14 protein-coding genes and 1 tRNA gene are annotated in these 19,289 nt (G+C 55.6%); 10 read left to right on the plus strand and 5 right to left on the minus strand.

What is annotated here, in order from left to right; translation table 11 throughout:
* Position 1: 1 nt before the first annotated feature.
* Positions 2–1,609, minus strand: coding sequence for an MBL fold metallo-hydrolase (locus tag J3348_RS11040; protein WP_097775360.1), 1,608 nt, complete (start codon positions 1,607–1,609; stop codon positions 2–4).
* 216 nt (positions 1,610–1,825) lie between these two features.
* Between J3348_RS11040 and typA the strand changes: the two genes are divergently transcribed.
* The 6 genes from typA to J3348_RS11070 all read left to right on the plus strand — a co-directional run bounded on the left by typA (position 1,826) and on the right by J3348_RS11070 (position 10,183).
* Entirely contained in the window at positions 1,826–3,649 is a 1,824-nt protein-coding gene (gene typA, locus J3348_RS11045; protein ID WP_005945857.1) for a translational GTPase TypA, read from the plus strand.
* A gap of 159 nt (positions 3,650–3,808) precedes the next feature.
* Positions 3,809–3,885: transfer RNA gene (locus tag J3348_RS11050), tRNA-Asn, on the plus strand.
* A gap of 460 nt (positions 3,886–4,345) precedes the next feature.
* Entirely contained in the window at positions 4,346–6,676 is a 2,331-nt protein-coding gene (locus J3348_RS11055; protein ID WP_005945852.1) for a peptidase domain-containing ABC transporter, read from the plus strand.
* A 364-nt stretch (positions 6,677–7,040) separates the two neighbouring features.
* On the plus strand, positions 7,041–7,490 hold the full coding sequence (locus J3348_RS11060; RefSeq protein ID WP_005945849.1) for a hypothetical protein: 450 nt from the start codon (positions 7,041–7,043) through the stop codon (positions 7,488–7,490).
* Between the two features lie 2 nt (positions 7,491–7,492).
* A complete protein-coding gene (locus J3348_RS11065) occupies positions 7,493–8,605 on the plus strand; it encodes an HlyD family efflux transporter periplasmic adaptor subunit (protein WP_005945848.1) in 1,113 nt (370 codons plus the stop codon).
* Positions 8,606–8,662: 57 nt separating this feature from the next.
* Positions 8,663–10,183 (plus strand): Ig-like domain-containing protein, encoded by a 1,521-nt coding sequence (locus J3348_RS11070; protein WP_207698989.1) that lies wholly within the window; start codon positions 8,663–8,665, stop codon positions 10,181–10,183.
* Between the two features lie 262 nt (positions 10,184–10,445).
* Here the strand turns inward: J3348_RS11070 and J3348_RS11075 are convergent, their stop codons facing one another.
* Complete coding sequence (locus tag J3348_RS11075; protein WP_207698990.1) at positions 10,446–11,879, minus strand: radical SAM protein; 1,434 nt, start codon at positions 11,877–11,879, stop codon at positions 10,446–10,448.
* A 160-nt stretch (positions 11,880–12,039) separates the two neighbouring features.
* On the minus strand, positions 12,040–12,621 hold the full coding sequence (locus J3348_RS11080; protein WP_097777606.1) for a TetR-like C-terminal domain-containing protein: 582 nt from the start codon (positions 12,619–12,621) through the stop codon (positions 12,040–12,042).
* A gap of 338 nt (positions 12,622–12,959) precedes the next feature.
* Between J3348_RS11080 and proC the strand changes: the two genes are divergently transcribed.
* The 4 genes from proC (at position 12,960) to J3348_RS11100 (ending at position 16,695) form a co-directional block, all read left to right on the plus strand.
* Complete coding sequence (gene proC / locus J3348_RS11085; protein ID WP_120020281.1) at positions 12,960–13,766, plus strand: pyrroline-5-carboxylate reductase; 807 nt, start codon at positions 12,960–12,962, stop codon at positions 13,764–13,766.
* A gap of 7 nt (positions 13,767–13,773) precedes the next feature.
* Positions 13,774–14,550 (plus strand): glutamate 5-kinase, encoded by a 777-nt coding sequence (proB, locus tag J3348_RS11090; RefSeq protein ID WP_097775355.1) that lies wholly within the window; start codon positions 13,774–13,776, stop codon positions 14,548–14,550.
* Between the two features lie 4 nt (positions 14,551–14,554).
* Entirely contained in the window at positions 14,555–15,817 is a 1,263-nt protein-coding gene (locus J3348_RS11095) for a glutamate-5-semialdehyde dehydrogenase (RefSeq protein WP_207698991.1), read from the plus strand.
* Positions 15,818–16,254: 437 nt separating this feature from the next.
* Complete coding sequence (locus J3348_RS11100) at positions 16,255–16,695, plus strand: methylglyoxal synthase (protein WP_005945815.1); 441 nt, start codon at positions 16,255–16,257, stop codon at positions 16,693–16,695.
* A gap of 77 nt (positions 16,696–16,772) precedes the next feature.
* Here the strand turns inward: J3348_RS11100 and J3348_RS11105 are convergent, their stop codons facing one another.
* Entirely contained in the window at positions 16,773–17,951 is a 1,179-nt protein-coding gene (locus J3348_RS11105; protein ID WP_207698992.1) for a pyridoxal phosphate-dependent aminotransferase, read from the minus strand.
* Between the two features lie 14 nt (positions 17,952–17,965).
* Complete coding sequence (locus tag J3348_RS11110; protein ID WP_005945812.1) at positions 17,966–19,228, minus strand: methionine gamma-lyase family protein; 1,263 nt, start codon at positions 19,226–19,228, stop codon at positions 17,966–17,968.
* Positions 19,229–19,289: the final 61 nt, after the last annotated feature.

Raw genomic sequence — 19,289 nt, forward strand, 5'->3', positions numbered from 1 at the left:
TTTATCGGTCCCACTTATCGCACAGGGCATTGATCTGGTCGGCAAACTTGGCAAGGTCTTTGTTTGCGCCGCCCTCGTTGTGCTCGATGACCCGCAGCAGGCGCTTGCCGGCGCTGACCAGCCGCTGGAACACACTGGCCGCACGGCTCTGGCCTTCATTCGCCTTGTGCTCAATGCGGACGCGCATGCCCTCCTGCAGGCATACGGCTCCCTCGGCTCCGATGGCCCACTGTGCGCCGTTGTAGGGTGCGCAGGCAGTGAAGCCCTGTTCCGTCAAGGTCTGCACAAAGTGGTCCTCGGTCTCATCTTCGCCGTGCATCACGAACACACGCTTTGGTTTCTGCTCAAAGGAGTTCACCCACCGCAGCAGACCTTCTCTGTCCGCATGGCCGGACATGCCGGTGAGCTGGCACAGTTCTGCCTGCACCTCAATAGGTTCACCGAACAGTTTTACCGTCGTGGCACCTTCCAGCAGGGTGCGGCCCAGCGTGCCCACCGCCTGATAGCCCACGAACAGAATGGTGCACTCCGGCCGCCACAGATTGTGCTTGAGGTGGTGGCGGATGCGGCCTGCCTCGCACATACCGCTAGCCGAGAGGATGACCTTTGGCACGCGGTCTGCATTGATCATGCGGGATTCATCACTGGTCACCGTGACGCGCAGCCCCGGGAAGGTGATCGGATCAATGCCTTTTTCCAGCAGAGCGCGGGTGTCTGCATCAAAGCAGTCCGGGTCGGTATCTTTAAAGATGCGGGTCGCCTCGATGGCGAGCGGGCTGTCAATGTACACCGGGAAGTTGCCGTGTCCCTTCACAAGGCCCTTTTCCTTGATCTCACGGATAAAGTAGAGCATCTCCTGCGTGCGGCCCACCGCAAAGCTGGGAATGACCACATTGCCGCCCCGGTCAAAGGTGCGCTGCAGGATCTTCGTCAGTTCGCTCACATAGTCCGGCTTCGGGCCGTGGCTGCGGTCGCCGTAGGTAGATTCCATAAAGGCGTAGTCCGCCTCTTTGATGTAAGCAGGATCCTTGATGATGGGCTGATCCAGATTGCCGATATCACCGGAGAATACCAGCTTGGTCGTGGTCTCACCCTCGGTGATCCAAAGCTCTATGCTGGCCGAGCCAAGCAGATGGCCCACATCCACAAAGCGGGCTTCAATGCCCGGTGCAAGCTGGAAGCGCTGCTCATAGGCCTTGCCCACAAACAGCTTCATGGCTGCTTCAGCATCCTGCACAGTATACATCGGTTCCACCGGTTCTGCGCCGGAGCGCTGGCCCTTGCGGTTTTTCCACTCCGCTTCAAATTCCTGAATATGGGCCGAGTCCCGCAGCATGATGCCGCACAGCTCCACCGTGGGGTTCGTGGCATAGATCTTGCCGCGGAAGCCGTTGCGCACCAGCAGCGGCAGCATACCGGTATGGTCGATGTGTGCATGGGTGGCCAGCACCCAGTCGATCTCGCCGGGTGCCACCGGGATGGGCTGGTTCTCGTATACGTCCTTCCCCTGCTCCATGCCGCAGTCGATCAAAAAGCGCTGCCCAGCCGCTTCGATCAAAGTGCAGCTGCCGGTGACCTCATGGTTCGCGCCCAGAAATGTGATCTTCATAAAAACACCTCCGGCTTTATTTCTTCTGTACCCTTAGTATAGCATATTCTAAAGGTACACGCCGCACAAATCGCATGGCTTTTCTCAGGCATTTTGCCGAAAGGTTGAAAAATTTTTTATACAATCTTGACAAACCACCCCTTTCTGTTATAAACTTAAACTTGTATGACGTTCGTTCGTATTTTATGAGTTTTAATAATAGAGAGGTTGAATTTTATGGTTCGTAACGATTTGCGCAACGTTGCCATTATCGCTCACGTTGACCACGGCAAGACCACCCTGGTGGACGCAATGCTGCGTCAGAGCGGCGCATTCCGCGATAATCAGGTCGTGGCTGAGCGCGTCATGGACAGCGGCGATATCGAGCGTGAGCGTGGCATTACCATTCTGGCCAAGAACTGCTCCTGCACCTACAAGGGTGTCAAGATCAATATTGTCGATACTCCGGGCCATGCCGACTTTGGCGGCGAGGTGGAGCGCGTGCTGAAGATGGTCAACGGCGTTCTGCTGCTGGTGGATGCCGCCGAGGGCTGCATGCCCCAGACCCGTTTTGTGTTGCAGAAGGCTCTGCAGCAGAACCTGAGTCTGGTGGTGGCCATCAACAAGATCGACCGCCCCGATGCCCGCATCAAGGAAGTCATCGACGAAGTTCTGTACCTGCTGATGGATCTGGGCGCTACCGATGAGCAGCTGGACTGCCCCATGCTGTTCTGCTGCGGCCGTGATGGCACCGCAAGCCTGGACCCGGATGTGCCCGGCACCGACCTGATCCCCCTGTTCGATACTCTGCTGAGCACCATCAAGCCGCCTGAGGGCGACCCCGAGGCTCCCTTCCAGATGCTGGTGTCCTCTGTGGACTACAACGACTTTGTGGGCCGCATCGGCATTGGCCGCATCCAGAACGGCGTTGCCAAGGTGGGCGAGGAAGTTGTCGTCTGTGACTGGCACAATCAGGATCTGAAGATGCGCGGCCGTCTGACCAAGCTGTACGACTTCCAGGCCAATGGCCGTCAGCCGTGCGATAACATCACCGCCGGCGATATCGTGGCATTCTCCGGCCTGCCCGATGTGACCATCGGCAATACCCTGTGCAGCCCCTCCAATGTGGAGCCGCTGCCCTTCGTGAAGATCAACGATCCTACCGTTGAAATGACCTTCTCCGTCAATGACAGCCCGCTGGCCGGCCGCGAGGGTAAGTATGTTACCAGCCGTCAGATCCGTGACCGTCTGCAGAAGGAGCTGCTGAAGGACGTTGCTCTGAAGGTGGAGGATTCCGCCACTACCGATTCCTTCCGCGTTATGGGCCGTGGTGAGATGCACCTGTCCATCCTGATTGAGACCATGCGCCGTGAAGGTTATGAGCTGCAGGTCTCTCCCCCGCACGTCCTGACCAAGGTCATCGACGGCAAGACCTATGAGCCTATGGAGCATGTCGTCATCGATGTGCCCACCCAGTATCAGGGCGCTGTCATGACCGGTCTGGGCCAGCGCAAGGCTATCCTGCAGCAGATGGAATCTCTGGGCACCGACCGTGTGCGTCTGGAGTTCCGTATGCCCAGCCGCGGCCTGTTCGGCTACCGCAACCAGTTCCTGACCGATACCCATGGCGAAGGCATCATCAACCAGATCTTCGACGGTTACGATGTCTGGGCTGGCATGATTGCCAACCGCTCCACCGGTTCTCTGGTCAGCTTTGAGACCGGCGAGGCTGTCACCTACGGTCTGTTCAATGCTCAGCAGCGCGGCACCCTTCTGGTGGGCGCTGGTGAAAAGGTCTACGAAGGCATGGTCATTGGCTACACCGCTTCCGGCGAGGATGTGGATGTCAACGTCTGCAAGACCAAGCACCTGACCAACACCCGTGCATCCGGCTCCGATGATGCTCTGCGCCTGATCCCCATTAGCAAGCTCAGCCTGGAAGGCTGCCTGGAATTCCTTGCACAGGACGAGCTGCTGGAGGTCACTCCTGAAAATCTGCGCATCCGCAAGCAGATCCTGAACCACGAGCAGCGCATGAAGGCCAAGAGCAAGCTGAAATAAGCCTTTCCTTCTTTTATAATATGTACTTTACCGTCCTGCAGCGTTTCAAAACACTGCAGGACGGTTTTATTTTGCCAAAAATGATTCATTTTTTAAAAAAAGGCTTGCAAAAGGCATTCTTATGCGGTATAATATCTCTCGCAGTCACAAATGTGATTTGCCTCTTTAGCTCAGTCGGTTAGAGCACCTGACTGTTAATCAGGGTGTCGCCTGTTCGAGTCAGGCAAGAGGCGCCAGAAGAAAAGGCAATGTTCCACAGAACATTGCCTTTTTTGTTTGTCCCATACTACACCCTTTTTCTGTACAGCCATGCAGTCGTGTTTCTCCTCTGTTTTTTGGGCTTCTCTGTCCCAAAAACACAGCATCCATGCGAAAAAAGCATCAAGCATAATGATTTCTTAAAATTTGACTACTTGAAGAAGATGTCACATTGTGGTATACTGCTTATAAGCTTTGGGAATTTGTATCTGTTTTTCCAAAGTCCGGCACACAGATCAAAGGGTAGGTGCTCCCTTCTTTTGATAGCAGCCGACCGGTGTTTTGTCATGGTTCTCCGCAGGACAGGACAAAGCACCGGTCTCTGTGCTGTTGTTTCAGGCTCCGGCTCTTTTCACGTTGTCAGATCTGCGGCAGGCCGCTTCTTCAAAACGCCTGCCGCTGTTTGAATAAATTTGTATATGATCAAAGGAAGCATCTATGCGTTATACCTATGTCCGGCAGCACGACACTACTGACTGTGCGGCTGCCTGCCTCGCAATGGTGTGCCTCCATTACAAAAAGGAAGTTACCATCACCCGCCTGCGCGATATGATGGGTACCGACCTGAAAGGCACGAACCTTGTTGGTTTGCAGAAAGCCGCTAATGAGTTGGGTTTCACCACTGCAGCGGTTCGCGTAGACCGTGAAAATTTCCTCAGCGATTTCTCGCTGCCCTGCATTGCGCAGGTCATCACCGATCAGGGTCTGGCCCACTTTGTGGTTGTCTTTAAAAAGACCACCATCAAAGATGACGGTGAGCGTCGTCGGCACATGCTGAAAGAAGCCGAAGCCGCCAAGGAAGATGAGAAGAACGGCAAAAAACACAAGTGCAAGGATTATGTCGTGATCGGCGACCCCGGCAGCGAGCTGAAAAAGATCTCTCTGGATGAGTTCTACAAGAACTTTACCGGTGTTCTGCTGCTGATGAACCCCACCTCGGAGTTCAAGGGCGGTAAGATCGAAAAGGGCGGCATGTTCAAGCGTTACGTTGACCTGTTGCTGCCCCAGAAAAAGCTCTTTGCCTATGCGATCCTGAGTTCTCTGATCGTTACGATCCTGGGCATTGCCTCCTCCATGTTCAACAAGATCCTGATGGACGAGGTCTTGCCATATGGCCTAGACAATCTGCTGGTCACGCTGATCCTTGTGTTCAGCATGGTCAGCATCACCAATACGCTGGTGGGCTTTGTCCGGCAGTGGGTTCTGATCCACCTATCCATCAAGATCGATATTCCGCTGATGCTGGGTTACTTCGGGCATATCTTCCGTCTGCCCATGAAGTTCTTTGCCACCCGCAAGACTGGTGATATCACCACCCGTTATTCGGATGCAAACACCATCAAATCCATCTTTACCAGCATTGCGCTGAGCCTGATCATGGATATCTCGATGGCCATTATCACCGGTATCATCCTGTTCCGCATGAATGCGATGCTCTTCTCGATCTCGCTGTTCATGGCTCTGGTCAGCATTCTGCTGGTGCTGATCTACAAGCAGCCTTACAAAAAGATCAACGAAGAGACCATGGTGCAGTCCGCTGCACTGAACAGCCAGATGATCGAAAGCCTGCGCGGCATTGAGACGGTCAAGTGCAACGCCAACGAGGATACCGAAATGGAGAACCTCGAGCGTGAGTACATCAAGAGCCTGAAGATCAGCCTGCGCTCCAGCAAGATCAGCACCACGCAGGGCCTGATTTCCTCCTTCATTTCCACCGGTTTCAGCATGCTGACCACCTATGTGGGTATCAGTCAGGTTCTGAAAGGTGAGATGACACTGGGTGGATTCATGGCCTTCAGCACGCTGTCCTCTTACTTTACTTCCCCGCTGAGCAACCTGATCGGTCTGCAGATGCAGATTCAGGAGGCCAGCATTTCCATGAAGCGTCTGGGCGAGATCATGGATTATCCCTCCGAGACGGTCGGCGACGAAGACCGCACCGATCTGGACAAGGTGGAGGGCGATATCGAGTTCAAGGATGTCACTTTCCGTTATGGCAACCGTGCCCCTGCACTGGATCACATCAGCTTTACCATTCCGGCCGGTAAAAAGGTCGCGCTGGTGGGCAGCAGCGGCAGCGGCAAATCCACGATCACCAAGCTTCTGCTCAAGTATTATGAGCCGGAAGATGGCGAGATCGACTTGAACGGTGTGAATCTGGCTGAATACACCAATGATTCTGTCCGCCGCGCAATTTCTTATGTGCCGCAGAACGTTGAGCTGTTCAGCAAGACCATTTATGATAACATCCGTGTTTCCCGTATGGACGCTACGATGGACGAAGTTAAGGAAGCTGCCAAGAAGGCAGATGCTCACGACTTTATCCGTCATCTGCCCCTGCAGTATAACACCTATCTGGAAGAAGCGGGCAACGGCCTGTCCGGCGGTGAAAAGCAGCGCATTGCGCTGGCACGCGCTTTCCTGAAAGATTCCAACCTCTACATTCTGGATGAATCCACCAGTAATCTGGACTTTGCTACGGAAAATTTGATCTTCAACATGATCTACGATCAGCTTGCAGATCGTTCCATGCTGATCGTAGCTCACCGCCTGTCCACTGTTCGTGACTGTGATCTGATCCTTGTGATGGATCACGGCAAGATCGTGGAACGCGGCACGCACGATGAGCTGCTTGCCAAGGAAGGCAAGTACTACGAGCTGTGGAACATGCAGCAGGGTATCTACCGCAGCAAAAAGGCAGAGCCCAAGCAGTCTGTCATGCAGGCCGTGGTGGAAGAGGATGACGACGGTGAGTCGATCACCTATTGATGTGTTGCAGCCGGGTGCGTACCCGGTTACATATGAAAGGGAGTCATTCATGATGGATAGCTTGATTTGACATAGTTTTGCTGTGTCAGATAAAAAGAGCTAGAAAGACTTTCTGTTTAGTAGAAGTAGATGGTGTTATCCTGAACAGGCCCCGCCTGCTCAGGTAACTATGCCTCACTATGGTGTGCCCGGAGGCAAAATGCCTCCGGGCACATTTTATTTGCAAGATCCCTATTACTTTTATAAGTAGTAGGCGATCGGGAGCGGAGAGGAAGCTGCTCTCTGCAGCGGTTTTCTCCCCTTTCTCGATTGCCTATTACTGCCTCTTCTGAGGTAAATCTGAAAAGGAACCGAGGTATTCAACATGAAAGAGATCAAAGTAGCCGAGAACAAGACCCTGAAGCTCACCAATGTGCTCTCCCGTGAGATCCATCCGGAAGAGATGGCCAGTCTGCCCGTGGTGCTGACCCAGATGCACAACTTTATCAAGAGCAACAACGCACAGCCCATTGGCCCCATTGTGCAGGCCATGGTGGTTGGTGAGGATCGTCAGATGCACCTGTACATGATGCAGCAGGCTACCCAGTTCATCGGCCAGATGGAGCAGGACTACCATATGGATGCTGTTCTGCGCGTGAAGAACTGCCTGTATGCCCACTACACCGGCCCCATGCCCGAAAGCCAGCTGGCTTCCTACAAGCTGCAGGTCCACGCTTTTGAGAATGAGCAGAAACTGACCGGCACCTCCTATACCATCTATGTCAATCAGGACGAGGATGATGCCGTGGTCGATGTCTTTATGGAGACCAAGTAATTATGACGATTAAAGTTCAGAACCTTTCGGATCTGCAGGACCGCCGCATCATGATGGAAAAAAAGCTGCCGCCTTATGGCTACGCTTTTGTCATTCTGGTGGGCATCTTCATGCTGTTTCTGGTGGTGTGGAGCACCCATACCAACCGCATTTATGTCAGCCAGAACGCAGGCACCGTTCAGGCCAGCAATAAAACCTATATCATGTCCAGTTATTCCGGCTCCATTACCGAGATGTATATTTCGGAGGGCAGCTATGTGAACGAGGGCGACCTCGTGGCCCACATCAAGAGCACGGATATCGACATGCAGCAGGATAACCTGGAAAGCCAGCTCAAGATCTACCAGACCCAGCTGGACCAGTACAACAAACTGCTGCAGTGCGTGCAGGATGATACCAACTACTTCAGCGAGACAAACCCCGAAGATCAGCCCTACTACTATCAGTACGAGACCTACAAGAGCCAGGTCTCTCAGAAGACCTTTGATGCCACGGCCTATCAGGCTGCCGGTTACTCCGATGCTCAGATCAAGACCATGATGGAGCAGAGCCAGAGCGAAGTAGAAGCTCTGTACTACTCCACCATGCAGTCCATCTCCCAGAGCATTACCAGCGCACAGAGCAACGTGGACAACGTTCAGGCTCAGCTCGATGCCTTGAACACCGGTGCCAACGATTACTACATCTACGCCCCCACCTCCGGTGTGATCCACATGGATACTCCTTACAAAGAGGGCATGGTGCTGAGCGCAGGCTCCCCGCTGGCCACTGTTGCCAGCGAGAACGACGATCTGGAGATCGTTGCCATGGTCACCGTGAACGACCGCCCGCTGCTTCATGTGGGTGACCCGTGCAAGATCGCCATTACCGGCCTTTCGGAGTATTCCTATGGCACCCTGACCGGCACTGTAACGGCCATTGACAGTGACGTGACGGCCAGCTCCAACGCTTCCTACTATAAGATGACCATTAAGCCCGATGCCACTTATGTGGTGAGCCGCAGCGGCGACAAGGTGGATCTTTCCAACGGCATGAGCGTTACTGCCCGCGTGGAGTACGATCAGGTCACCTATTTCGAGTACGCAATGGAAGCCCTGGGCGTTCTGTTCCGCTAAACCGGAGCTGTGCTGACTGCCAGCCGCCGTTATATCACCCAAAGAGGTACACTTACTATGAAATCAACCGCAAAAAAACTGGCCGTCTGTGCGGCAGCGCTCTGCCTGCTGGCCTGCGGCACAGCTGTGTCTGCGGCCGCAGCAAGCCCTGTCTCCGGCCTTGCCCTGAGCGGCGTTGCCATGCCGTGGGATCAGGACGTGCCTGCCGAAAGCATTGAGGCCGGCAGCTATACCGCCAACATGCTGCTGGGTTCCTCTCAGCAGCTGTCTCCTGTGGTGCGTCCGCGCAACTCTACCGACTCGGTTGTCTTTATCTCGGACGATACTTCCATTCTGACCGTGAGCAACTCCGGTGTCGTGCAGGCTGTGGGCGTAGGCACCACCCGCATCACCGCTGCCGCAGGCAACCAGATCTGTGCCTACACCATCGTTGTCTCCATGGATTCTTCCATGATCGTTACCGAGATGGACCTTTCCCTTTCCTCCAACACCATCTATGTTGGCAACTCGGTCTCGGCACAGCTGCAGGTGCGGCCTACTTCGGCTTCCAACTATGCCACCGTCGCCCTGACCTCTTCCAATGAGAAGGTCGCCACGGTGAACAATTTCGGCCGTGTTACCGGCATTGCCCCCGGCACCGCCACCATTACCGCTACCTGCGGTTCGGTGACTGCTACCACCAATGTCACGGTCATGAGTATTCCCAACTCCAGCACTGGCACCGCCAGCACTGGTTCTTCCAACAGCGGTCAGGTCGTCACGGTGAATCCTTCCTACGTTGTGCTCAAGCCCGGTGCCACCCGCACCCTGACCGCCAGTGTCAAGCCTTCTTCCGCTTCCCAGAAGTTCACCTATAAGTCCGCCAACAGCAACATTGCCACGGTCAGCCCCAGCGGCGTGATCACGGCTGTGGGCACCGGCGCTACTTCCATTACCGTTTCCAACGGCACTGCATCCGCCATGGTCACGGTCATCGTCAACCGTTCGGCTGCATCTTCTTCCGATAATTCTTCGGACAGCAGCTCCACCGAATCGGATAACGATACTCCCATCGAGATCGATCCCGTTGTGCAGGCCATTCAGGACAGTGAGGACAACGAGATCGTTTTCACACAGGCCGAGGTGCCTACCGTGACCGGTGATATCCTCAATGCGCTGCGTACCACCGGCAAGACCCTGTGCGTGGTGGGCGATGGCTACACCATGCAGATTGCAGGCAGCGGTGTCAAGAGCACCACCAGTGAGCTGGACACCATGCTCATCCTGACTGAGTCCGATCAGGGCATCGAGTTTGAGCTGGACAAGGGCAAGGCTCTTCCCTGCTCGGTGCGCATCGATCTGGATGTGAGCACCTATACCCGCCTGTATCTGTACAACACCGTCTCCAACAAGTGGCAGTATCTGAACAGCTACACCGACGGCATCATCACTGCCGATACTGCAGGCCGTTATCTGCTGACCAACCAGAACCTGAAATTTGCCAATATCAACTGGACCTTCTTCATTGCCGGTGGTGTTGTAGTGGTTCTGATCGGCATTGCATATGTTGTGCTGAAAAAGCGCTACTGGTTCTGGTAATTTTCAAAACCACTCTTTCATGAAACAGTAAGACCCTCTCTGAGTGTGATATGCTCCCCCTAGAGTAGACAGAGTAAAACAAAAACTCTGCGTACTCTGGGGGTATTTTTATATCAAGAAAGAACCATCACTTTTGCACAAAAAATTCGCCGTTTCCTTGTGGAAACGGCGAACAAAAACTTATATTATTTCTCTGTCTACTTGACGGAGCGCACTTCAATGGAACGTCTGGGCTTTGTTTGCATTATGATGTCTGCCTTCGTTACTTTTCAATGGGCTGCGAGGGCTTCCAGTCCTTGTAGTTCTCGTAGCGGCTCTCGCGGATCTTGGTGTGGGACCAGATCTCGTCCGCCGTGGGCTGCCAGTTGGCCGCATAGTTCTTGCACTTCTCGCACAGGTGCTCCACGCTCTCCGGCGACTGCAGGTCGGTGCTGTGGGCACCGGTCTCGTGCACCATCTTCTGCAGCAGTTCGGGGTTTTCCAGCATCGGGCAGGGACGCAGATGGTTCTTGTTGAAGGGCTGGCCGTTGTGATAAGCCATGAACAGCGGGCTGTGCAGAATTTCCAGAATGCTCTGGTCGTGGATATTGGCATTGGAGTAGTGGATGAACACGCACGGCTCTGCGTCACCGGCAGAGTTGATGTGGAAGTAGTTGCGTCCGCCGGCAATGCAGCCGCCCACGAACTCGCCATCGTTCTGGAAATCCATGGGGTAGAACGGGATATCGCACTCTTCCGAGCGCAGATAGCGGATGCGGTCGATCATATATTTGCGCTGCTCCGGGGTAGGCATCAGTTCCGGTGCTGCCTCGTTGCCCACGGGCATGTAGTGGAAGTAGAAGCCGAAGTGTGCACCCTTCTCGCACAGGAAACGCATGAACTCATCGTTGGTAACAGCTTCGATGTTATCGCGGGTGTAGCAGATGGACGTGCCGAACACGATGCCGTGCTCCTTGAGCAGATCCATAGCATGCATAACAGCGGCATAGTGCCCCTCACCGCGGCGGGCATCGTTGGTCTCCGGGGTGCCCTCGATGGACAGCATGAAGGCAATGTTGCCCAGACGCACCACCTCTTTGCAGAACGGCTCATCGATGAGGGTGGAGTTGGTGTAGATGGCAAACTGCACATCGTTGTGCTTCTCGGCCAGCTTCAGGATATCAGCCTTACGCACCAGCGGCTCGCCGCCGGTCAGCATGTACAGGTACACGCCCAGCTCCTTGCCCTCGGTAACGATCTTGTCCATATCCTCAAAGCTGAGGTTGTTCTTGTTGCCATACTCGCCAGCCCAGCAGCCCACGCAATGCATGTTGCAGGCGGAAGTGGGGTCGAACAGGATCAGCCAGGGGATGTTGCACTGATACTTCACGCGGTTCTCGCGGATGGTCTTGGTGCCGCGGAAGAAAGCCTCGTAGCCCAGATTCAGCGCCATGGTGCGGGCCACGTTGGGGTCGGTCTGATCCAGCACACAGTTGATGAGCTTGGACCACTTGCTGTCGGGGTCGGTCAGGGTCTGTCTGGCGTGTTCGTAGGCTTCAGCGCTGAACGAACTGCCATAGAACTGCTTTGCAACATCCACCAGCTGTCCCACGGTTTTCTGACGATCTTTATCGGCATGAGAAAGCACCACGTCCACCATTTTACCAACGGCAGCACGCTGCATTTTATGAGTCAGGCTCTCAACAGAAGTATTCATTATCCTTTTCCTCCAAACGGTATTTTTCGGAAATCTCTTTTTCTATTTCTATGCCATTACTCTACCACTCTATCCCACAAGTTGCCATAAACAGAAAAAGCGCCGTGATAGAAAACCCATCACGGCGCAGATTATGATAAAATTTTGTCGTTCTTCCGGTTCAACCGTCCTGTTCCAGATGGATCTTATTGCTGGCAAGGCGGCATAACGCGCGGCGCAGATCGCCCTGCAGCATCCGTCCCATACGTTCTACCATCACAGCGGGCTCGGTCTTCATATCCCGGCGGATCCATTCCAGCACCACGCCCACCAGCGCATATTTGTAAAAATCCACCACAAACTGCTTGTCATCGTCCTGCACGGTGATGTCGCGGCATTCGCGATCCGCAAATTCCTTCAGCATGGAGTCCAGAAGTTTGTACAGATACTGCTCCACCTGTTCACGACCCACAGAGCGGTATACGTTCAGTACCAGTGCTTTGTTATCCCGGATCTGGTGCAGGATGTCCAGAAATGCTTCGGTCCATGTATCAAAGCTCTGGCGGCCTTCCATCGTCTTGGCCGCATCTTCCATCAGGATCCAGTCCACCAGATCGTAAATATCCTTAAAGTGGTAGTAGAAGGTCATGCGGTTCACGCCGCAGTCCTCGGTGATATCGTTGATTGTGATTTTATTGAGGGGCTTTTCCAGCAGCAACTTTTTCAGCGATGCTTCCAGTGCCCGCTTCGTTGTTTGTGACACAAAAACCTTCCTTTCCCGACCGTAGAAATTTTTCCTGCTGCGTACGGCGATTGGCAGCTTCGTACATTATAATACCGCAAAAGTCGTTCCGATTGCAAGCATTGATTCTGTCCATTTTGTAAACAAAGAATAACTTCCTGCGTTTTCACTCCGGCAGTTTCTCACTTCAAAAGCCGTTTTTCTGCCTCTAAAAGCCCGTTCCGGCGGTGTGCAATGCCTGCAAAAGCGGCTTCTTCCGGCAAAAAAGCGGAAAAGGCCCTTGATTTTATATTCCTCTGCGCTTAGAATGGGATCAGACGGCTGTGATTGAAGTGCCGTTTTGAGGGAGGGTACAAACTATGATGGATACCATTGGTTTTCTGGGCTGCGGCAACATGGGTGGAGCCATCGCCCGTGCCGTTTGCAAAGCTGTTGACCCTAAGAAAGTTTTTCTGGCAAACCGCACTGTGGCCAAGGCACAGGCACTGGCCAAAGAACTGGGCTGCAAAACAGCCACCAATGCCGAGGTGGCCGGTGACTGCGACCTGATCTTTCTGGCGGTAAAGCCCCAGATGATGGAAGCTCTGCTCCAGCCGCTCAAGTTCACCTTTGACGAGCGCCCCAGCCGTTTTGTGCTGTGCAGCATGGCAGCGGGCCTTTCGATCGCCCGTATTCAGGAGATGGCCGGTGAGGACTTTCCTGTGATCCGCATCATGCCTAACACCCCGGCTTCGGTGGGCGAGGGTATGATCCAGTACTGTTCCAGCAATGTCACCGCTGAGGAAGAAGAAGCCTTCCTCAGGATCATGGCTCCTGCGGGCCGTCTGGATGCCGTGCCGGAAAGTCTGATCGATGCCGCCAGCTGCGTTTCCGGCTGCGGCCCGGCATGGGTGTACCAGTTTATTGAGGCTCTGGCTGATGGCGGCGTGGCCTGCGGCCTGCCCCGCGCCAAAGCGCAGGAATATGCCGCGCAGATGGTTCTGGGCAGCGCAAAGCTGGTGCTGGAAAGCGGAAAGCATCCCGGCGAACTCAAGGATGCTGTGTGCAGCCCCGGCGGCAGCACCATTCAGGGCGTGCGCGTGCTGGAAGAGCACGGCTTGCGCGGTGCGGTGATGGATGCCGTGATCGCCTCGTACAATAAGACAAAGGAAATGGGAAAGGGTTAAGGATATCATGCGCATCGTTGTAAAAGTAGGCACTTCTACTCTGGCATACGCCACCGGACGGCTGAACATCCGCCACACGGAACAGCTGGTCAAGGTGCTCAGCGACCTGAAAAACGAGGGCCATGAGGTCATTCTGGTGTCCTCCGGTGCCATTGGCATGGGCGTGGGCAAGCTCTCACTGCCAACCCGCCCAAAGGACACCACCACCAAGCAGGCCTGCGCCGCTGTGGGCCAGTGTGAGCTGATGTACACCTACGACCGGCTGTTCAACGCCTACAATCACACCGTGGCGCAGATCCTGCTCACCGGCGTGGACGTGGAGCACACCGAACGCCGCGTGAACTTTCAGAACACCCTGTCCCGCCTGCTGGAGCTGGGTGCCCTGCCCATCATCAACGAAAACGACACCGTTGCCACCGATGAGATCACCTCCATTGGCGACAACGACACGCTGGCGGCCATCGTGGCCTGCTGCGCCAAGGCTGACATGCTGGTGCTGCTGAGTGACATCGACGGCCTGTACACCGCCAATCCCCACACCCACACGGATGCAAAGCTCATCCCGCTGGTAGAGGAGATCACCCCCGAGGTGATGGCTCTGGCCGATGGTGCCGGTTCGGCCCTTGGCACCGGCGGCATGGCCACCAAGCTGCGCGCTGCCCGCATGGTAACGGGCAGCGGTGCCGATATGGTCATTGCCAACGGCGCACACCCGGAGCTTTTGTACGACATTGCCGCAGGCAGATCCGCAGGCACCCGCTTTGCGGCCCGCAAGGAGGATTGAACACATGACCACACAGGAAATTTTGGAAGCCGCCCGCAGCGCCAAAAGTGCCCTTGCGCTGGCCGATAACACCGCCCGCAACGCGGCCCTGCTGGGCATGGCAGATGCGCTGTGCAGCGCAGACGATCAGGCGGCCATCCTTGCCGCCAACGCTGAGGACATGGCTGCGGCCAAGGGGCACATCAGCGATGTGATGCTGGATCGTTTGGCCCTGACCGCACCGCGCATTGAAGCCATGGCGCAGGGCATCCGCGAGGTTGCCGCTCTGCCCGACCCGGTGGGCCGGGTGCTGAACCGGGTGGAGCGCCCCAACGGGCTTGTCATTGAAAAGACGGCTGTGCCCATGGGCGTGATCGCCATTATCTACGAGAGCCGCCCCAATGTGACCAGCGATGCCGCTGCCCTTGCCATCAAGAGCGGCAATGCCTGTATCCTGCGCTGCGGCAAGGAGGCCTGGCGCAGTGCCAACGCCATCGTCGCAGCCCTGCGGCAGGGCCTGAAAAAGGCCGGTCTGCCCGAGACAGCGGTCTGCCTGATCGAGGATACCACCCACGCTTCTGCCAATGCTCTGATGACCGCTGTAGGCTATGTGGATCTGCTGATCCCGCGCGGCGGTGCCGGGCTGATCCGTGCCTGCGTTCAGAACGCCAAGGTCCCCTGCATCCAGACCGGCACCGGCATCTGCCATGTGTACGTAGACGACACCGCCGATCTGGACAAAGCTCTGGACATCATCGAGAACGCCAAGGCCAGCCGCCCCAGCGTGTGCAACGCCGAGGAAGTGTGCCTTGTGCACTCTTCCATTGCCGGGCAGTTTCTGCCCCGTCTGGCCCAGCGGCTTGGCCCGGACCGCGCGGCAAAGGGCCTGCACCCGGTGGAGCTGCGGCTGGATAAGCGCGCAGCCGCCATCATCTCCGGCACCCCTGCCGGAGAAAAGGACTTTGACACCGAATTTCTGGACTACATCCTCGCGGTCAAGGTCGTGGACAGCGTAGAGGAGGCCATCGGGCATATTGCTGAGCACTCCACCGGCCACAGCGAGGCCATCCTGACCCAGACACAGGCCCATGCCGACCTGTTCACTGCCGCAGTGGACAGCGCCGCCGTGTACGTGAACTGTTCCACTCGCTTTACGGATGGCGGTGAATTCGGCCTTGGGTGCGAAATGGGCATTTCCACCCAGAAACTCCACGCCCGCGGCCCCATGGGACTGGCCGAGCTGTGCAGCTACAAGTATATCATCCACGGCAATGGTCAGATCCGCTAAAGCCCGCTGAACCTACCTTTCCAGTGCGGAAATCGGGAGTGAGCGTTTTCTCCATAATATTCATAATTTAGAAACGAAACTGAAAAGCTTTTTCCGAAACAGGCTGGTGCGATTTGCGCCAGCCTGTATTTTTGTTTTATTCCCATGAAATGTTCTTTCAGTAAAGACAAAAGCTGAATTATGTTTTCAATCTGCCTTTCCTGTTCGCTCACTGATATAGATGATTGTATCCCAGTTTTCTCCAATTCTCACAAAGATATAGTCTTACTTTCTCCATTTTGTTTTGTAAAAAGTACAAGAACCCCCTTGACAGCCCCTGTTTCGATGCGGTAAAACTATATTGGAAAACTTGATAACGATTTCACTTCATTTCACTTTCCAATGAGAAAGTTGTTCGTCACACACAACACTATACTTGGAACAAAGGAGAGAGCAATATGACGATCGCCATTCTTGCACACGATTCCCGCAAAGAGCTTGCACTGCAGTTCTGCACTGCTTACAGCGCCATTTTGTCCAAAAACACAGTCATTGCTACCGGCACCACCGGACGGATGCTGGCGCAGACTACCGGCCTGCCCGTGCACTGTTATCTCTCCGGGCGCTTGGGCGGTGTGCAGCAGATCACTTCCCGCATTGCGTGCGACGAAGTGGATCTGGTGTTGTTCTTCCGTGACCCGCTGAAAGCGGATGCCGCCAGCATCACCGAGCAGAATCTGCTCCGCCTGTGCGATATGCACAGCGTACCCATTGCCACCAACATTGCCACCGCCGAGGTCTTGCTGCGCGGTATGGATCAGGGCGATCTGGACTACCGCGAGGGGATGCATCCCGCTCTTGTGGAGCCAATGCCCACCGTGCAGCGCCACGCCGTGTGATGAATCGTGTATAGAGTATCGGGAAAGAGACAGCGCCGCAGGAAACTTCCTGCGGCGCTGTTGTTTTTGTTTTGCTTTTATTTCAGTAAATCCTGCAGCTTTTCCAGCCGGCGGACGGCTTCGTCCAGCACATCGGTGCCGCGGGCAAAGTGCATCCGGATCAGATGATTCACCGGCTCCCGGAAGAAGCTGGAGCCAGGCACAGCGGCCACGCCCACTTCCCGGATCATCCACTCACAGAACTGCAGGTCGGTCCAGCCCTTGAACTGAGGCAGCGCCAGAAAATCGGAAATATCGATCATCACAAAATAGGTGCCCTGCGGAACATTGTGCTTCAGCCCCACACGGTCCAGTCCGGCCAGAAAATGATCACGCTTTTCGGTGTAAAAGGCCTGCAGCTCTTCGTAATAGCTGGCGGGCATCTCCAAACCGGCCACAGCGGCCTCCTGCAGGGGTGCAGCCGCACCCACAGTGAGGAAGTCGTGCACCTTGCGCGCGCCCTCAATGACCTCTGCGGGTCCGATCAGATAGCCCAGACGCCAGCCCGTGATGGAGTAAGTCTTGGAGAGCGAGTTGCAGGTGATGGTGTGCTCAAACATGCCGGGCAGGCTTGCCATGCAGATATGCTCTGCCGGCGCATAGATGATATGCTCGTACACCTCATCCGTCACCACAAAGGCATCGTACTGGATGGCCAGCTTTGCAATGGCTTCCAGCTCGTCGCGGCGGAACACCTTGCCGCAGGGATTGGAGGGGTTGCACAGGATCAGCGCCTTGGCACCCTCGGCAAAGCCCTTTTCGATCAGGCTGATGTCAAACTCATAGGTGGGCGGCACCAGCGGGATATAGATGGGTTCCGCGCCCGAAAGAATGGCATCGGCACCGTAGTTCTCGTAGAACGGTGAGAAAATCATCACCTTGTCGCCGGGGTTGCAGATGGTCATCATGGCTGCCATCATGGCCTCAGTGCCGCCGCAGGTCACGCAGATCTCGGTGTTGGGGTCTACTTCGTGGTGCAGGGCAGGGCTGGTCTTTTTTGCCAGCGCCTCGCGGAAGTTTTGCGCGCCAAAGGTCACAGCGTACTGGTGCGGGCCTTTGTAAGCTGTTTCGGCCAGAGCGTCCAGCAGCTGCTTCGGCGGGTCAAAATCCGGGAAGCCCTGCGAAAGGTTGATGGAGTTATGCTGATTGTTGATGCGGGTCATGCGGCGGATGACAGAATCCGTGAAGGTACCCACACGGTCACTTAAAGCAGGCATGCGCTCTCCCCTTTTCAGTCCTTAAAATAAGCCTTCTGGATGGCCAGCAGCACGCCTGCACGGCTGGCAGCAAAGTTCAGACCGCCCTGCAGGTAGCAGGTGTACGGCTCACGCAGCGGGCCGTCGCAGGAAAGCTCGATGGTGCTGCCCTGTGTAAAGCTGCCGCTTGCCATGACCACCTCATCGGTATAGCCCGGCTCCGGAGAAGGTTCCGGGGCGGCATAGCTGTCCACGGGGCTTGCAGCCTGAATACCCTGACAGAAGCCGATGAGCGCATCTGCAGTGCCTGCATCAAAGCAGGTGACGATGTCGTTGTGGTCGTCGCAGTAGCGCGGCACTGGATTCTTGCCCAGCAGCTCCAGCATACACTGGGCGTAAATGGCGGTCTTGATGGCCTCGCACACCACGCCGGGCGCATAGTAGAAGCCCAGATACATATCACGGGGCGTTTCCAGCGTGCAGCCCAGATCTTTGCCGAGACCGGGCGCATTCAGGCGGTAAGCGCACAGCTCCACAAGGTCTTTGCGGCCCGCAATGTAGCCGCCGGTGGGAGCGATGCCGCCGCCGGGGTTCTTGATCAGGCTGCCCACCACAAGGTCTGCGCCCATCTGACAGGGTTCCTGCGTCTGGGTGAACTCGCCGTAGCAGTTATCCACAAAAATAATGATGTCCGGGTTTGCGGCGCGGGCGGTATCCGCAATTTTTCGGATCGTTTCCAGATCAAAGGCATTGCGCTGCAGATAGCCGCGGCTGCGCTGGATGTGGCACACCTTTGCACCGGGGGCCTTTTGGGCGATCAGGTCATAATCCGGGGTGAAGTCGGCTTTCAGCGGAGCTTCATCGTACCGGATGCCGTAATCCATCAGGGTGCCGGTGCCCCTGCCCTTGCCGTCCAGACCGATCACGCCTTCCAGCGTATCGTAGGGACGGCCGGTGGCAGCCAGCAGGGTGTCCCCTGCCCGCAGCAGGCCGAACAGCGCCACAGCCAGCGTGTGGGTGCCGCTCTGGAACTGGCTGCGCACGAGGGCGTCCTCTGCGCCCATCACCTCGGCAAAGATCTGCTCCAGCTTTGCGCGGCCGGTATCCCACAGGCCGTAGCCGGTGGTGCCCAGCATATCGGTGGAGGACATCTGGGTATCCGCAAAGGCTTTCAGCATTTTGAGCTGGTTAAAATCGCGGATCTCCTCCATATGGCGGAAGTAGGGCTGGCACAGCTCCATAGCCTTTTCGTCCAGCGCCAGAACTTCGGGTTTGTAATTGAAAAAGTGGTTCAGCATTGACATTATAATGGTTCCTTAATTTATGATTTGGGATAAAGCTTACATGAATTGACGCGTC

Origin of the sequence: Faecalibacterium sp. Marseille-Q4896, from assembly GCF_017377615.1 — a bacterium.
GTDB lineage: Bacteria > Bacillota > Clostridia > Oscillospirales > Ruminococcaceae > Faecalibacterium > Faecalibacterium taiwanense.

What these genes read in the sequence shown, in the direction of transcription:
- J3348_RS11040 (WP_097775360.1), bottom strand. Translation starts at nt 1,609, where the DNA reads ATGAAGATCACATTTCTGGGCGCGAACCATGAGGTCACCGGCAGCTGC.
- typA (WP_005945857.1), top strand. Translation starts at nt 1,826, where the DNA reads ATGGTTCGTAACGATTTGCGCAACGTTGCCATTATCGCTCACGTTGAC.
- J3348_RS11055 (WP_005945852.1), top strand. Translation starts at nt 4,346, where the DNA reads ATGCGTTATACCTATGTCCGGCAGCACGACACTACTGACTGTGCGGCT.
- J3348_RS11060 (WP_005945849.1), top strand. Translation starts at nt 7,041, where the DNA reads ATGAAAGAGATCAAAGTAGCCGAGAACAAGACCCTGAAGCTCACCAAT.
- J3348_RS11065 (WP_005945848.1), top strand. Translation starts at nt 7,493, where the DNA reads ATGACGATTAAAGTTCAGAACCTTTCGGATCTGCAGGACCGCCGCATC.
- J3348_RS11070 (WP_207698989.1), top strand. Translation starts at nt 8,663, where the DNA reads ATGAAATCAACCGCAAAAAAACTGGCCGTCTGTGCGGCAGCGCTCTGC.
- J3348_RS11075 (WP_207698990.1), bottom strand. Translation starts at nt 11,879, where the DNA reads ATGAATACTTCTGTTGAGAGCCTGACTCATAAAATGCAGCGTGCTGCC.
- proC (WP_120020281.1), top strand. Translation starts at nt 12,960, where the DNA reads ATGATGGATACCATTGGTTTTCTGGGCTGCGGCAACATGGGTGGAGCC.
- proB (WP_097775355.1), top strand. Translation starts at nt 13,774, where the DNA reads ATGCGCATCGTTGTAAAAGTAGGCACTTCTACTCTGGCATACGCCACC.
- J3348_RS11095 (WP_207698991.1), top strand. Translation starts at nt 14,555, where the DNA reads ATGACCACACAGGAAATTTTGGAAGCCGCCCGCAGCGCCAAAAGTGCC.
- J3348_RS11100 (WP_005945815.1), top strand. Translation starts at nt 16,255, where the DNA reads ATGACGATCGCCATTCTTGCACACGATTCCCGCAAAGAGCTTGCACTG.
- J3348_RS11105 (WP_207698992.1), bottom strand. Translation starts at nt 17,951, where the DNA reads ATGCCTGCTTTAAGTGACCGTGTGGGTACCTTCACGGATTCTGTCATC.
- J3348_RS11110 (WP_005945812.1), bottom strand. Translation starts at nt 19,228, where the DNA reads ATGCTGAACCACTTTTTCAATTACAAACCCGAAGTTCTGGCGCTGGAC.